Origin of the sequence: Flavobacterium sp. ALJ2, assembly GCF_015594725.1 — a bacterium.
Classification (GTDB): domain Bacteria; phylum Bacteroidota; class Bacteroidia; order Flavobacteriales; family Flavobacteriaceae; genus Flavobacterium.
The window spans coordinates 32,973-46,724 of sequence record NZ_JADNRC010000008.1; the positions used below are offsets into that span (position 1 = coordinate 32,973).

Here is a 13,752-nt window from a genome sequence, read left to right on the forward strand (position 1 = left end):
GTAAAATAATATAAATATCTGGTATTCAATTGATAAAGAAAAACCTGTTTTAAGAATTTGTTATATGACTTAGTTTTTTAGAAGTAAAAACAGTGTTTTTTCGATGATTTTTGTATTTTGGTCATCCCAAATCGATATAAATACCATGATAAAAAACTACTTCATTGCCATTTTTATGATGGCTTTTTCATGTTTGATTCACAGTCAAGATCAGCAATTTAAGTTGAAACAAATAAATGTTGTTAAGACTAATTACCGTGATTTAAAAAGTGGTGAAATAGAGAATAAAACCCTTTTGTTCCAAGACGGTAAAATTTTAACCATAAAAACATCCGATGTTGTGCATAGTTTTTTTTATAATCAAAAAGGGTTGTTGGATATGACTGTAAAAGAGAGGATAGGAAGTAACTGGAAAGAAGTTGTAAAGTATAGCTATGACAAAGACGACAGAATTACTAAATTCATGAAAAAATATGATGAAAATGGGGAGACTGTAACTAAAACAGTTACGATGACTTACGAAGGTGCCAGAATAAAAGCGATTACTAAAAAAAGTAATGTACATACCGTAATAGAAGACATTGAATATGTGGTTGAAAATGGACTTATCATCAGACGTTCTTCCAGAGATAGAAATCAGCAAATATTTAATAAAATCGAATATGTGTATTCTAATGATAATGTTATACGACACAAAGGAGTACTTGGTGAAAAAATGATTAACAATTTCACTTTCGATGACAAAAAATCAGTTGATTTATTAATCGTACAGAATTTATTTGGTCCAAACTATAAAGTAATTGTACCATTAATCTCTTTTCATGAAGAAGAGTTTGATTTTGAATCTATCTCCTATAATAACGAATTAGCATTTATTCCATCCTCTATAAATTACACTGGAGTTACTGGAAAATATAAGTACAATGCTTCAAATTATCCAATATCATCTTCATTTTTAGAGCAAAATGGTATTGTAAAAATCGATAAAACGTACATTTACGAATAAAGAGATTCGTTTGAGGGAAAAAATATTCTTTTTGAGTTAATTTAAAAAAGCTTCAATTGGCTTTAGTACCTTGCAAATCACTAAATTTGTAGCTTATTTAAAGTTATGTTAGAAAAAGAAGTACTAAATTTTGAAAGAACAGCCATTGTTGGGATTGTAACTCAAAATCAAAGTGAAGAAAAATTAAATGAATATCTGGACGAGTTAGAGTTTTTAACTTTTACTGCAGGCGGAGAAGTTATAAAACGCTTTACGCAAAAAATGGAACGTCCAAACCCTAAGACTTTTGTTGGAACTGGTAAAATAGATGAAATCAATCTTTTTGTAAAAGAATATGGTGTTTCAACTTTGATTTTTGATGATGAATTATCGCCATCTCAACAGAAAAATATTTCCAAAATTATAGATTGCAAAATCCTTGATAGAACGCATTTAATTCTAGATATTTTTGCTCAAAGAGCTGAAACATCATATGCTAGAACGCAAGTTGAATTGGCCCAATGTCAATATTTATTACCTAGGCTTTCAGGGATGTGGACACACCTTGAGCGTCAAAAAGGGGGTATTGGAATGCGTGGACCTGGAGAAACTGAAATTGAGACAGACAGACGTATCGTTCGTGACCGAATCGCATTATTGAAGGAGAAGATAAAAACAATCGATAAACAAATGGGTGTGCAACGCAGTAATCGTGGTGCAATGGTCCGTGTGGCTTTGGTAGGATATACCAATGTTGGAAAATCAACTTTGATGAATGCTGTTGGTAAAAGCGATGTTTTTGTAGAGAACAAATTGTTTGCTACGTTGGATACAACCGTTCGAAAAGTGGTTATTAAAAACTTACCTTTCTTACTTTCAGATACAGTTGGTTTTATCCGTAAACTGCCGACTCAATTGGTAGATTCATTCAAGAGTACACTTGATGAGGTTCGTGAAGCCGATTTGTTATTGCATATTGTAGATATTTCTCATCCAGAATTTGAAGATCATATTGAATCTGTTAATCAGACCTTACTAGATATTAAGGCTAATGATAAGCCTGTTATTATGGTGTTTAATAAGATAGATGCTTATAAGCATTTAACGATTGATGAGGATGATTTAATTACTGAAAAAACACCAAGACATTATACCATTGAAGAATGGAAAGCTACTTGGATGCATCGTCTAGGAGAGCAAAATGCGCTGTTTATTTCGGCAACTAATAAAGAAAATTTCGAAGAATTTAGAGAGCGAGTATATGAGTCAGTTAGACAAATTCATATTACTAGATTTCCCTACAATAAATTTTTGTATCCTGATTATAAGGATGCAATCGAAAAAGAAGACGAAGAATAAAAAAAGCGCTTGCAATTGCAAGCGCTTTTTTTATGTTTTTTTTAGAATAAGTAATTTACTCCTAAACCAAAAACTTCTCTGGTTTGAAACCCTTTAAAGGCATTGTCATCATAAATTGCCTGAAATGATAAGTTAGTTGATAGGAATTTGTTTATTTTCATTACTATGTTTAAGGAGTAATCAATATCAACATTTTGTGGGTCTTCGAGATAATTTGAATATAGGTTTAAAGTATTCTCGGCAGAAACGTTGGTCATTATATTAAGTTTGTAATATGCCGAAGCGTAGAAACCCAATTCATAACGCATAGTTTTATCTGCTTTAACACCAAAATAAGACTCATTTATGTATCCAACTCCAGAGGTGTACATCTTGTCTACAAAAGTCATTTTGGAGGTTACAGGGGCGAAATTTAGTTTTAGATTGTCATCCTTCTTCCAAAAAATACCTGGACCAAACGTAAGATAACCTGGAGACATGAAATTTGTATTTTCAGTTCGTATTTCAGCACCATTTACATCTTGACTATACACATATCCTTTGGTAAATTGTGTTCTGAAATTTACAAAAAAGGAGTAGTACCAATCACCAAATGCTCTTTTTCCATAAATAGAATTAATTTCTAATCTGTCATCAGTCTTTTTCTCAAAATCAGAATTTTCGGTTTGCAAGATACCATATGAAGCAAGAATTTTATTATCCCAACTAATGTCATCTTTTTTGTAATTGATGTTGTAATTAATCCCTAAATTTCCCGAGATATTATTTTCACCACCAGCAATCCAGTTGTTGAAATTTGATTGGTTAAAAAGAAATGAGACATTTCCTGTACTTTTCCATCCATTTCCTGTAGTGTCAGATATGAATTTAACTGCCTTTTCAGTGTTTTTTATTAATTCTTTTTCAGTGTTCTGTGCCTGTACAAGCGAAAAGCTTGTTAGGAAGATAAAAAGGAGTTGAAGGATATTTTTCATAGGTTCCTTGTTTAGTGTTGATTTAAACAAATATACTAAAAACTATGAAGGTGTTAAAAAATACTTAATTTTAATTGTAAATTATTTCTTGTTCTCTTTGTATAAAGGTACAGCAGAGCACGCTTCTCCGTACATAATACTTCTGGCAAAAGGCTGTAAATAATGAGCTGCTAGTATATATGCGCGAGTAGGGACTGGTTTTTTAGAGCATCCTTTTAGAATTACAGGTTTACTTTTGTATGCGGTATAATCTAGGTTACGCAAAATCTCTTCATAAAGGCTGGAGTCTAAATCTTCGAGTGTGCCATCAACAATTTTTTTAGCGAATGGTGCTAATTGAACTGCAACAAGTATTGAAGCCCATGCAGGAATTATTGCATCTGTACTGCAGTTAATAGCAACATAAGCATTTTGATATTGTGACCAATTGTGGTTCTTAAGATGTTCGCGAAAGTCTTTTTCTTTCAAAAGAAAACCCTCGAGTAGCCATTGAGAAATATCAATTTGCGCACGAAGTCCTTCTGGATAATAATCCTCAAGGTCAAAAACTTCTAAGGCACTATTGGCAACTTTATTGATTATTTCTTCCATTTTTTTAGTTTATAGTTGCAGTTTACAGACGCAGTTAAATACTGTGACTGTAAACTGTATCCTTTTTTAAAGCATTCCTAATTCTAATTTAGCTTCTTCGCTCATTAATTCTTTACTCCATGGTGGATCAAAAGTTATTTCTACTTCTGCGTCTTTTACGTTTTCGATAGATTTTACTTTTTCTTCAACTTCTCTAGGCAGGCTTTCGGCTACTGGACAGTTTGGAGATGTCAATGTCATTAATATTTTTACTTCGTAATCTGTATTAACCATTACGTCATAAATTAATCCTAATTCGTATATATCTACAGGAATCTCAGGGTCGTAAATTGTTTTTAAGATTTTTACGATTGATTCTCCTAATTCGTTAGTGTCTATTTCGTTTTCCATTTTTTTGTTTTTGTTTTTTGACGATATAATTTGGTCTAGGACATTGGATTAAATCGTATGTTTTAACCATTTAAGTTATTTAATAAAATATAAGTACAACCTGAGAAGCCTTATATAACTTAAGAACCTTGCTTAGTTTTTGTTTTTAGAGTCGAATGCCAAGGCATACATTTTGATGTTTTTAATCATCGAAACCAAACCGTTTGCGCGTGTTGCTGATAAATGTTCCTTTAATCCGATTTCATCAATAAAATCAACATCAGCTTTTAAGATATCCTCTGCTTTCTGGTTAGAGAAAGCTCTAATTAAGATTGCAATGATGCCTTTGGTTAAAATAGCATCACTATCAGCAGTAAAAACAATTTTATCATCGTTCTGTTCGCCTTGTAGCCAAACTTTTGATTGACAGCCTTTAATTAGATTTTCGTCTGTTTTGTATTCTTCTTTTATTAACGGAAGATTTTTGCCTAGTTCGATAATGTACTCGTAGCGTTGCATCCAATCATCGAACATCGAGAATTCTTCGACTATTTCGTTTTGTATTTCTTTTATCGTCATGTTTTATTCTTGAGTAAAAGCAACCAATAAAGTTACTAATTTTTCTATTTCTGTTGGTGGAAAACCATTGTCAAAACCCTTAGTTTCGTATGTTTTTCCGTTTTGTGTTATTTTTAAATTAGCAATAGCAGCTCCATCATGAAAACGTTTTTCGGTGGGTGCTTTTAGCTTCGGAATGGTTTCTAAATTTATTTTTTTAAACTCTGAAACAATTCTTGCCCATTGTGCTCCATCTATTTTGTTTGTAACAGATTCTTCTCCTCTGCTTTTTGTGACAGAAACCATTTGGTCTTTTACCACAATCTTCTGATAATAGCCTCGCGACATAGCCGAATATTCTATCTGTATTGCATTCATGTCTGTATTCTTTTGGCTAACGCAGCTGTTTCCTATAAAAATTGTCAGAAGTAAAAAAGATAGTATTTTCATATTGTCGTGTTGTTAAGATAACATTGTTTTGGCTTTTTTAACTGCTTCAACCATTAAATCAATTTCTTCTTTTGTATTATAAAAAGAGAAAGAAGCTCTAATAGTTCCCGGAATTTCAAAGTAATTCATAATCGGTTGCGCACAGTGATGTCCTGTTCGTACAGCAATTCCTAATTTATCAATTATTGAACCAATATCATACGGGTGAATCCCGTCGATGTTAAATGAGATAACCGAAGCTTTTTCTTTACCAGTACCATAAATTTTTAAACCTTCAATTTCAAGTAACTGTTTTGTAGCATGTGCTAGTAATTCGTTTTCCTGTTGTTGAATATTGTCAAAACCTATACTGTTCATATAGTCTACCGCAGTTCCTAAAACAATTCCACCTGCAATATTTGGTGTTCCAGCTTCAAACTTATGAGGTAAATCAGCATAAGTAGTTTTTTCGAAAGTAACTTCTTTAATCATTTCGCCACCACCTTGATAAGGAGGTAATTTATTCAACCAACTTTCTTTTCCGTATAAAATTCCAGTTCCTGTTGGTCCGCACATTTTATGACCTGAAAAAGCATAAAAGTCACAATCTAAATCCTGAACATCAGGTTTTAAATGTGGAACTGCTTGTGCACCGTCAATTAGAACAGCTGCGCCCACTGCATGTGCTTTTACAATCATATGTTTTATCGGATTGATTGTTCCCAATGCATTCGAAATATGATTTACAGTTACAATCTTGGTTTTATCTGATAATAAAGATTCGTATGCAATAATGTCAAGTTCCCCATCCTGATTCATCGGAATCACTTTAAGTATGGCACCAGTTTTTTCGCATAACATTTGCCAAGGCACAATATTACTGTGATGTTCTAATGCAGAAACTAGGACTTCATCCCCGGGTTTTAATATAGCAGCAAAACCATTTGCAACTAAATTAATTCCGTGAGTTGTTCCCGAAGTAAAAAGCACTTCGTGTAAAAGTTTGGCATTAATATGATGTTGGATTTTTACTCTTGAAATTTCGTAAGCATCGGTTGCTAATTGACTCAAAGTATGTACTCCACGATGTATGTTTGCATTAATTTCTTGGTAATATTTTGAAATTGCATCAATCACAATTTGTGGTTTTTGTGATGTTGCACCGTTATCGAAGTATACCAAAGGTTTTCCGTTTACCTTTTGTGAAAGTATCGGAAACTCAGCTCTTATTTTATGAATATCTAGCATATCTTATTTAGAAAAATTCTAATTACAAAAGTACTAAAACTAAATTGTTTTATCCAGTAATTGCTAAATTTCCTTTTATGGTTTTAGATAATCTTATTAAAAACAATATTGTTTTTACAGATTTGGTATTTTTTGAAGGTTTGTATTTGATTTTGAATGGATTCGAAGTTAATTTGTGATGAAATTATAGTTATATTGCAGTGTAAATTAACTAGTATTATTATGAAAAAAATCTTAAAACTACTTGTTCTTCTTCTTCTTCTTGTCATAATTGTTTATTTCAGATTTACTACTTACCCGAAACTCGATTTGATTTCTGGCTTTACATCAAAAAGTATTGCATCGTGTCATTTTATCGATAATCGTTCGCTGGAATCCGTAGAAAAAGGAGATAATGATATTCCTTTGCTTGACTTAGCAACAAGTAAAATTAATGAAGAAGGGAAATTTGCAACATCTAATGTATATGGATTAAAAGAACGAAAAGCAATTTATCGTGAAGGGATTGGTGCTACATTAATTAATGATAATTTTGATGTATCTAAACCGTATGAAGTTCCTAAAAGAGTAAAGCAGGTGAATAATTTGCCATTTCCTTATGGGAATAATGAGCCTAAAGATACTGTGTTTTCTAATATTGATTATGCTAAATTAAATAAAGCTATTGCAAATGCATTTGATGTTTCAGGACAAACGATAAAAAGAACACGTTCCGTTTTGGTATTGTATAAAGATAAATTAATTGCTGAAAGGTATGAGATAGGTTTTACCAAAAACAGTAAATTGCTTGGTTGGTCAATGACTAAAAGTATTACAGGAACGATGTTTGGAGTGCTTCAAAGACAAAAGAAGTTTGATATTTATAAACCTGCTCCAATTGCTGAATGGCAAAATGATGAACGCAAAATTATTACAACTAATGATTTACTTCATATGAATTCGGGTTTAGAATGGGTGGAAAATTACAATACAATCTGTGATGCAACTATCATGCTTTTTGAGTCAGAAGATATGGCAAGAGTACAACTAGAAAAGCCAGCTTTGTTTAAACCTAATACGCATTGGAATTACTCTTCGGGAACGAGTAATTTGTTATCGGCTATTTTGAGGCAACAATTTAAGACACATCAGGAATATCTAGATTTTTGGTATTCAGCCTTAATAGATAAAATCGGGATGAGCTCTGCTGTTATCGAAACTGATATGGTAGGGAATTATGTAGGTTCATCTTATGCTTGGGCAACTACTAGAGACTGGTCTAAATTTGGTTTGCTGTATTTGCATAAAGGAAACTGGAATGGAGAGCAGATTCTGGATGAAAGTTGGGTGAAATATGTATCTACTCCAACTAATACTTCAAAAGGGGATTATGGTGCTCAATTTTGGTTAAATGCAGGTGGAAAATATAAAGACGCACCTCGAGATATGTTTTATTGTAGTGGCTTCCAAGGTCAGAAAGTATTTATTATTCCATCTTTGGACTTAGTCATAGTAAGAATGGGCTTGACAGATGATCTTGAATTTGATTTTAATGTGTTTTTGAAGGAGATAACAGCAAGTGTTAAGAGATAATTTAAAATGAGAAAATATAGAATTTTATTGCCCTTTTTACTTATGATTATTGGTTTTGTTTTAATTGGTTTTGCTTGGTCAATAAATATCGGAGTACCTCTTAATTCAATTTGTTTGATATTGGGGTTAGGTTTGTCTTTCTTCGGTTTTTTTGTATTTGTAATTGGATTATGGAAAAATCAATTTTAGGGATTGAGATATATCAAATATTTTAGCCCTGATAGAAGTGAAAATCCTTTTCTTTTTTCTTTAAAAAGGAAAAGATTGTAGCGAATAGCGGGGCGGGATTGGCTCATAAAAAAACCGACAAATTCTAAGAGTTTGTCGGTTTTGTATTTTGGTAGAATTTAATTATAAATCAAATCCCATTTTCACGCCTAGTTTACTAGCGATAATAGTGGTAATTCGTTTTTTTAATTCTGGTATTTTGATGCTTTCGATAACGGCATTAGAGAATGCATACATTAGCAATGCTTTGGCTTCTTTTTGAGGGATTCCACGTGATTGCATGTAGAACATAGCTGTTTCGTCTAATTGTCCGATTGTGCAACCGTGAGAGCATTTAACATCATCAGCAAAAATTTCTAATTGTGGTTTTGCATTTATTGTTGCTTTATCACTTAATAAAATATTGTTGTTTTTTTGAAATGCATTTGTTTTTTGTGCTAGTTTTTCAACCAATACTTTTCCATTAAAAACTCCTGTCGAGCGGTCTGTGAAGATTCCTTTGTAATCTTGGAAACTTTCGCAGTTTGGAGTAGAATGTTTAACCAATGTATAATGATCCACATGTTGTTTTTCGCCTATAATTGTTATTCCGTTTAGTGTACTTGTTAGCCTTTCTCCAAAGTGATAAAAATTCAAATTGTTTCGGGTTAAATTTCCACCAAATGAAAACGTATGAACCGATGCATGACTTTCTTGTTGTTGTGAAACGTAAGTATTGTCGATTAAATTAGCTTCACTATTGTCGTTTTGGATTTTGTAATAATCAATAATAGCGCGTTTTTGAGCAAAAATCTCCGTAACAGAGTTCGTTAAAACGGGATTTTCGTTCAAGCTCTGATGACGCTCAATAATTTGTACATGAGAATTTTCTCCTACAATTATTAAGTTTCTTGGCTGTACCATAAGTGCTGCTTCACTTCCTGTTGAGAAATACATAATCTCAATAGGCTTGTCTGCAACTTTCTTTTGTGGAATATTGATATAGGCCCCTTCAATTGCAAATGCGGTGTTCAGAGAAGTTAAACTGTCTTCTGTGTTAGCAATTTGATTGAAGTATTTATCAATTATCATTTTATATTTTGGCTTAGTCAATGCCGAAGACATTAAGCAAACGTCGATTCCATCGTGTGTTGTAGAAGATAAATGCGAACTGAAAACACCATCAATAAATACTACTTTATAGGTGTCTATTTCATGTATAAAATATTTTTTTACATGATTAAATTCGATTGCATTTTCTTGTTTAGGAAATACGGAAAAGTCATTTTTTAAGATGGCATTTAGCGATGTATATTTCCAAGCTTCTTCTTTTTTGGTTGGAAAACCTTTATTTTCAAAGTTTTTTATCGCTTGTGTTCTAATTTCGTGCAGGTCTGAATTAACATCTACACGTTCCTCAAAAGCCATAAAAGACGATACTAATTTTTCTTTTAAATCCATTTATTTTTAGTCTTAAAGTCGAAAGTCGAAAGTCAAAAGACTTAAGTTTGTCGACTGTTTTGCCAAAAGCTTGAAAATTTATTGCACAAAGTAATTTTACTTTATGATCATATACTTTATGACTTTGGGCTTAAATATTTAATAAAACCACTTAATAGCTTAGATATCTCTGTTACTGATTCTAAAAGTGCTTCAAATTCCTCTTTTATGATATATCCTAAATCAAATGCCAAATATAATTGTGAACGGACTTCTCCTGCTGATGCTTTCGCAACATATAAAAAGTAAACAAACTCTTTGTCTGTATTTCTTTCAAAACCTTCTGCTATATTTGATGATATAGATAATGATGCTCGTCTAATCTGTCTTGCAAAGTCGAAGTCTTTTTTAAAATTTGAATTCTCAGTAATTAAATATATTCTCTTGTTGAAAATTCTTGCTTTTTGCCAAGAATTAATCTCTTCGAAAGAATTAAACTTACTCATGATTCCTTTTGACTTTAAGACTTTTGACTTTATAGACTATGTTAGTTTTCTGCTTTAATCCAGTCGTATCCTTTTTCTTCTAATTCGTAAGCCAATTCTTTTCCACCAGACTTTACAATTTTTCCGTTATATAGTACGTGAACAAAATCAGGAACGATATGATCTAGTAAACGTTGGTAGTGAGTGATAACAATAATTGCATTTTTATCACTTTTTAGTTTGTTAACACCATTAGCAACAATTCTTAATGCATCAATATCCAAACCTGAGTCTGTTTCGTCAAGGATTGCTAATTTTGGCTCTAACATTGCCATTTGAAAAATTTCGTTACGTTTTTTCTCTCCACCAGAGAATCCTTCGTTAAGAGAACGGGACAAAAATTTACGATCTATTTCTAATAGTTCTGATTTTTCACGAATTACTTTCAGCATTTCGTTAGCGGGCATTTCTTCTTGACCGTTTGCTTTACGTGTTTCGTTAATTGCAGTTCTGATAAAGTTAGTTACACTAACTCCAGGAATTTCTACAGGATATTGAAATGAAAGAAAAATACCTTTGTGTGCTCTTTCTTCTGGGGCTAAATCAGCTAAATCTTCTCCGTTAAGGAAAACTTCACCTTGAGTTACTTCGTAGTTTTCGTTTCCAGCAATTACTGCTGAAAGTGTGCTTTTTCCAGAACCATTTGGTCCCATGATAGCATGTACTTCGCCAGCTTTAACTTCTATGTTTATTCCTTTAAGAATTTCTTTGTCGCCAATTGAGGCGTGAAGGTTTTTTATACTTAACATGTTATTTTTGTTTAAAGTTTAAAGTTTGAAGCTCTTGGTTTTATTAAGAAACAGCTACTTTAAATTTTTTTTTGTTTAAACTATTTATTTTCAATTTGGGTTTTTGTAAAAAGTTTCGATTTTGAGGTTTAAAGTATGTTTTGTAAATTTTAAACCTGAAACTTTAATTTTTTTAACCCACAGAACCTTCCAAAGAAATTTCTAATAATTTTTGTGCTTCTACAGCAAATTCCATTGGCAATTTATTTAAAACGTCTTTGCTAAAACCATTTACGATTAATGCAATTGCTTTTTCGGTTGGAATTCCACGTTGGTTACAATAAAATACCTGGTCTTCACCAATTTTACTTGTTGTTGCTTCGTGTTCTATTTTTGCAGAAGGATTTTTGCTTTCGATATAAGGAAAAGTATGTGCGCCACAATTGTTACCCATTAACAGGGAGTCACATTGCGAAAAGTTTCTAGCATTATCTGCTCGAGCACTTATTTGTACCAATCCTCGGTAGCTATTTTGTGATTTCCCAGCTGAGATACCTTTAGAAATGATTGTTGACTTAGTGTTTTTTCCTAAATGAATCATTTTTGTACCAGTATCTGCTTGTTGGAAATTATTGGTAACGGCAATTGAATAAAATTCACCTACTGAATTGTCTCCTTTTAAAACACAAGATGGATATTTCCAAGTTACAGCTGAACCTGTTTCTACCTGTGTCCATGAGATTTTTGCATTAGTTTCACATAAACCTCTTTTGGTTACAAAATTAAAAACCCCGCCTTTTCCTTCTTTGTTTCCTGGGTACCAGTTTTGAACTGTTGAGTATTTGATTTCTGCATCATCCAAAGCGATTAATTCGACTACAGCGGCGTGTAATTGATTTTCATCACGACTTGGAGCTGTACATCCTTCTAGGTATGATACATAACTTCCTTGGTCTGCAATAACTAATGTTCTTTCGAATTGTCCAGTTCCTGCTTGATTGATTCGGAAATAAGTAGAAAGTTCCATCGGACAACGAACGCCTTTTGGAATATAGCAGAATGATCCATCTGAGAAAACAGCTGAATTTAATGCAGCATAAAAATTGTCTCTTTGTGGTACAACTGTTCCTAGGTATTTACGAACTAATTCAGGATGCTCTTTTATTGCTTCTGAAATAGGGCAGAAAATAATACCTTTTTCTCCTAATGTTTTTTTGAAAGTTGTAGCAACAGAAACGGAGTCGACTACAATATCCATAGCAACATTGTTCATCATTTTTTGTTCGTCAACAGAGATACCTAACTTTTTATACATTTCTAAAAGTTCTGGATCTACATCGTCTAATGTTTTATTAGGATCTATTTGTTTTGGCGCAGAGTAATATGAAATCGCTTGAAAATCGGGTTTTTGATAATGTACATTTGCCCATTCTGGCTCAATCATTTCTTGCCATGCTCGAAAAGCTTCGATACGCCAATCGGTCATCCATTGTGGTTCTTCTTTTTTTAGAGAAATGGCACGAACAATATCTTCGTTTAGCCCAATAGGAAACGTCTCTGATTCTATATCGGTATAAAATCCGTATTCGTATTCTTTAGTTTCGAGTTCGATTTTTAAATCGTCTTCAGTGTATTTGCTCATTGTTTCAATAGGGTCTTAAAAGTTTGAATTTCTTAAGGTCCAAAGTATGTGTAGCTTCGTTTGACTTTAAGACTTTCGACGTTTGGCTAAAGTGAAAAACTTTCGCCACAACCACAAGTTCTACTTGCGTTTGGATTATTAAATACAAATCCTTTCCCGTTTAATCCACCTGAAAATTCTAGTACTGTTCCAGCTAAATATAGAAATGATTTTTTTTCGACAGCAATAGTTATGTCGTTGTCTATAAATATTTTATCGTCGTCTCCTTTGGTTTTGTCAAATTTTAAATCATATGATAAACCGGAGCACCCACCACTTTTCACCCCTACTCTTACGTAGTCATGTGCGGCATCAAAACCATCGTCTTTCATTAAGTCGATAATTTTCTTTTTGGCAGAATCAGAAACCTTTATCATTGTTATATAGATTATTGTCTAAATTGATTGCAAAGATACTATATAAAAACCTTTTTCCATAACGGTTCACATTATTATAACAAATGTTAAAATAGATAATATTTATTTCAATTACCGAATTTGTAAGAGATTATTTTAATACAAAATATAATTTGTGATTTTGTCGCTTTAAAATGGTGAGAATCTTAAATGATATTTTGGGTAAGATGATAACGTAGAATATATTAATTACTAATTAATACAAGTATTTACACCAAGAGAAGAACGAAATTAGAACGATAATTCTGAAAAAAGGAGTAGTTATCTTGAGGAAGTTTTGAAAAGGAGGAAGTTTTGTCAAATTTTTTTAGATAAATGAGAATCTGAGCGTCAAGCTGATTTAGATGGATTTGAAATAATAGCATTGAATAAGATTAATCCTGAAGGAATGGCAATGCTCTTTAAGAGATTGCAAGGAAAAAATAATTTTTCGATCCCAGAATTTTTAAGCACACATCCGGTAACTACTGAAAGGATTGATTATATAGATGAAATGATAAAAACAAAATCATTTGTATTTAAAGAAAACACAAGGTTGAAAAAATTATTCAAAGAGATTAAGGATTAGTTTATTTATTAATAGTTGGAATTTTCTTAAATTGCAAAGAATATTAAATGGAGAGATTTTTATCTCTCCATTTTGTTTTTTA

General features: G+C 32.2%; 15 protein-coding genes and 1 pseudogene. 5 read left to right on the forward strand and 11 right to left on the reverse strand.

Features of this window, described 5'->3' with window-relative positions; translation table 11 throughout:
- The first annotated feature begins 145 nt into the window (after positions 1-145).
- Positions 146-1,006, forward strand: coding sequence for a hypothetical protein (locus tag IUY40_RS10740; RefSeq protein ID WP_229335503.1), 861 nt, complete (start codon positions 146-148; stop codon positions 1,004-1,006).
- Between the two features lie 105 nt (positions 1,007-1,111).
- Positions 1,112-2,344 (forward strand): GTPase HflX, encoded by a 1,233-nt coding sequence (hflX, locus tag IUY40_RS10745; protein ID WP_195736869.1) that lies wholly within the window; start codon positions 1,112-1,114, stop codon positions 2,342-2,344.
- Positions 2,345-2,385: 41 nt separating this feature from the next.
- Here hflX and IUY40_RS10750 read toward each other — a convergent pair whose 3' ends face one another.
- The 6 genes from IUY40_RS10750 to IUY40_RS10775 all read right to left on the reverse strand — a co-directional run bounded on the left by IUY40_RS10750 (position 2,386) and on the right by IUY40_RS10775 (position 6,513).
- Positions 2,386-3,318 (reverse strand): DUF3078 domain-containing protein, encoded by a 933-nt coding sequence (locus tag IUY40_RS10750; protein ID WP_195736870.1) that lies wholly within the window; start codon positions 3,316-3,318, stop codon positions 2,386-2,388.
- Between the two features lie 81 nt (positions 3,319-3,399).
- Positions 3,400-3,909: a DUF2480 family protein gene (locus IUY40_RS10755; RefSeq protein WP_195736871.1), complete on the reverse strand. Its 510-nt coding sequence runs from the start codon at positions 3,907-3,909 to the stop codon at positions 3,400-3,402.
- Positions 3,910-3,975: 66 nt separating this feature from the next.
- Entirely contained in the window at positions 3,976-4,299 is a 324-nt protein-coding gene (locus tag IUY40_RS10760) for an SUF system Fe-S cluster assembly protein (RefSeq protein ID WP_195736872.1), read from the reverse strand.
- 132 nt (positions 4,300-4,431) lie between these two features.
- Positions 4,432-4,857, reverse strand: coding sequence for a SufE family protein (locus IUY40_RS10765; protein WP_195736873.1), 426 nt, complete (start codon positions 4,855-4,857; stop codon positions 4,432-4,434).
- 3 nt (positions 4,858-4,860) lie between these two features.
- Positions 4,861-5,214, reverse strand: coding sequence for a hypothetical protein (locus IUY40_RS10770; protein WP_229335505.1), 354 nt, complete (start codon positions 5,212-5,214; stop codon positions 4,861-4,863).
- An 84-nt stretch (positions 5,215-5,298) separates the two neighbouring features.
- Positions 5,299-6,513 carry a cysteine desulfurase gene (locus tag IUY40_RS10775; protein ID WP_195736875.1) on the reverse strand — a complete coding sequence of 405 codons (1,215 nt, stop codon included), beginning with the start codon at positions 6,511-6,513 and terminating at the stop codon, positions 5,299-5,301.
- 222 nt (positions 6,514-6,735) lie between these two features.
- Between IUY40_RS10775 and IUY40_RS10780 the strand changes: the two genes are divergently transcribed.
- The gene (locus IUY40_RS10780; RefSeq protein WP_195736876.1) at positions 6,736-8,085 is read left to right on the forward strand and encodes a serine hydrolase; all 1,350 of its coding nucleotides are present in this window, start codon (positions 6,736-6,738) and stop codon (positions 8,083-8,085) included.
- Between the two features lie 6 nt (positions 8,086-8,091).
- On the forward strand, positions 8,092-8,274 hold the full coding sequence (locus IUY40_RS10785) for a hypothetical protein (RefSeq protein WP_195736877.1): 183 nt from the start codon (positions 8,092-8,094) through the stop codon (positions 8,272-8,274).
- 162 nt (positions 8,275-8,436) lie between these two features.
- On the opposite strand, the gene sufD is transcribed toward IUY40_RS10785, so the two are convergent.
- The 5 genes from sufD to IUY40_RS10810 all read right to left on the reverse strand — a co-directional run bounded on the left by sufD (position 8,437) and on the right by IUY40_RS10810 (position 13,063).
- Positions 8,437-9,753 carry a Fe-S cluster assembly protein SufD gene (sufD, locus tag IUY40_RS10790; RefSeq protein WP_195736878.1) on the reverse strand — a complete coding sequence of 439 codons (1,317 nt, stop codon included), beginning with the start codon at positions 9,751-9,753 and terminating at the stop codon, positions 8,437-8,439.
- Positions 9,754-9,869: 116 nt separating this feature from the next.
- Positions 9,870-10,238, reverse strand: a complete 369-nt coding sequence (locus tag IUY40_RS10795) for a four helix bundle protein (RefSeq protein ID WP_195736879.1) — start codon at positions 10,236-10,238, stop codon at positions 9,870-9,872.
- Between the two features lie 41 nt (positions 10,239-10,279).
- Complete coding sequence (sufC, locus tag IUY40_RS10800; RefSeq protein WP_195736880.1) at positions 10,280-11,026, reverse strand: Fe-S cluster assembly ATPase SufC; 747 nt, start codon at positions 11,024-11,026, stop codon at positions 10,280-10,282.
- A 172-nt stretch (positions 11,027-11,198) separates the two neighbouring features.
- Entirely contained in the window at positions 11,199-12,647 is a 1,449-nt protein-coding gene (gene sufB / locus IUY40_RS10805) for a Fe-S cluster assembly protein SufB (RefSeq protein WP_195736881.1), read from the reverse strand.
- A gap of 86 nt (positions 12,648-12,733) precedes the next feature.
- Positions 12,734-13,063 carry an iron-sulfur cluster assembly accessory protein gene (locus tag IUY40_RS10810; protein ID WP_195736882.1) on the reverse strand — a complete coding sequence of 110 codons (330 nt, stop codon included), beginning with the start codon at positions 13,061-13,063 and terminating at the stop codon, positions 12,734-12,736.
- Between the two features lie 373 nt (positions 13,064-13,436).
- Between IUY40_RS10810 and IUY40_RS10815 the strand changes: the two are divergent.
- Positions 13,437-13,670, forward strand: a pseudogene (locus IUY40_RS10815) (M48 family metalloprotease); the annotation flags it as partial.
- Between the last annotated feature and the right edge of the window lie 82 nt (positions 13,671-13,752).

Coding starts and splice junctions, on each gene's coding strand:
- sufD (WP_195736878.1), bottom strand. CDS start 9,753: ATGGATTTAAAAGAAAAATTAGTATCGTCTTTTATGGCTTTTGAGGAA.
- IUY40_RS10755 (WP_195736871.1), bottom strand. CDS start 3,909: ATGGAAGAAATAATCAATAAAGTTGCCAATAGTGCCTTAGAAGTTTTT.
- hflX (WP_195736869.1), top strand. CDS start 1,112: ATGTTAGAAAAAGAAGTACTAAATTTTGAAAGAACAGCCATTGTTGGG.
- IUY40_RS10775 (WP_195736875.1), bottom strand. CDS start 6,513: ATGCTAGATATTCATAAAATAAGAGCTGAGTTTCCGATACTTTCACAA.
- IUY40_RS10785 (WP_195736877.1), top strand. CDS start 8,092: ATGAGAAAATATAGAATTTTATTGCCCTTTTTACTTATGATTATTGGT.
- IUY40_RS10765 (WP_195736873.1), bottom strand. CDS start 4,857: ATGACGATAAAAGAAATACAAAACGAAATAGTCGAAGAATTCTCGATG.
- IUY40_RS10795 (WP_195736879.1), bottom strand. CDS start 10,238: ATGAGTAAGTTTAATTCTTTCGAAGAGATTAATTCTTGGCAAAAAGCA.
- IUY40_RS10810 (WP_195736882.1), bottom strand. CDS start 13,063: ATGATAAAGGTTTCTGATTCTGCCAAAAAGAAAATTATCGACTTAATG.
- sufB (WP_195736881.1), bottom strand. CDS start 12,647: ATGAGCAAATACACTGAAGACGATTTAAAAATCGAACTCGAAACTAAA.
- IUY40_RS10740 (WP_229335503.1), top strand. CDS start 146: ATGATAAAAAACTACTTCATTGCCATTTTTATGATGGCTTTTTCATGT.
- IUY40_RS10770 (WP_229335505.1), bottom strand. CDS start 5,214: ATGAATGCAATACAGATAGAATATTCGGCTATGTCGCGAGGCTATTAT.
- IUY40_RS10780 (WP_195736876.1), top strand. CDS start 6,736: ATGAAAAAAATCTTAAAACTACTTGTTCTTCTTCTTCTTCTTGTCATA.
- IUY40_RS10760 (WP_195736872.1), bottom strand. CDS start 4,299: ATGGAAAACGAAATAGACACTAACGAATTAGGAGAATCAATCGTAAAA.
- sufC (WP_195736880.1), bottom strand. CDS start 11,026: ATGTTAAGTATAAAAAACCTTCACGCCTCAATTGGCGACAAAGAAATT.
- IUY40_RS10750 (WP_195736870.1), bottom strand. CDS start 3,318: ATGAAAAATATCCTTCAACTCCTTTTTATCTTCCTAACAAGCTTTTCG.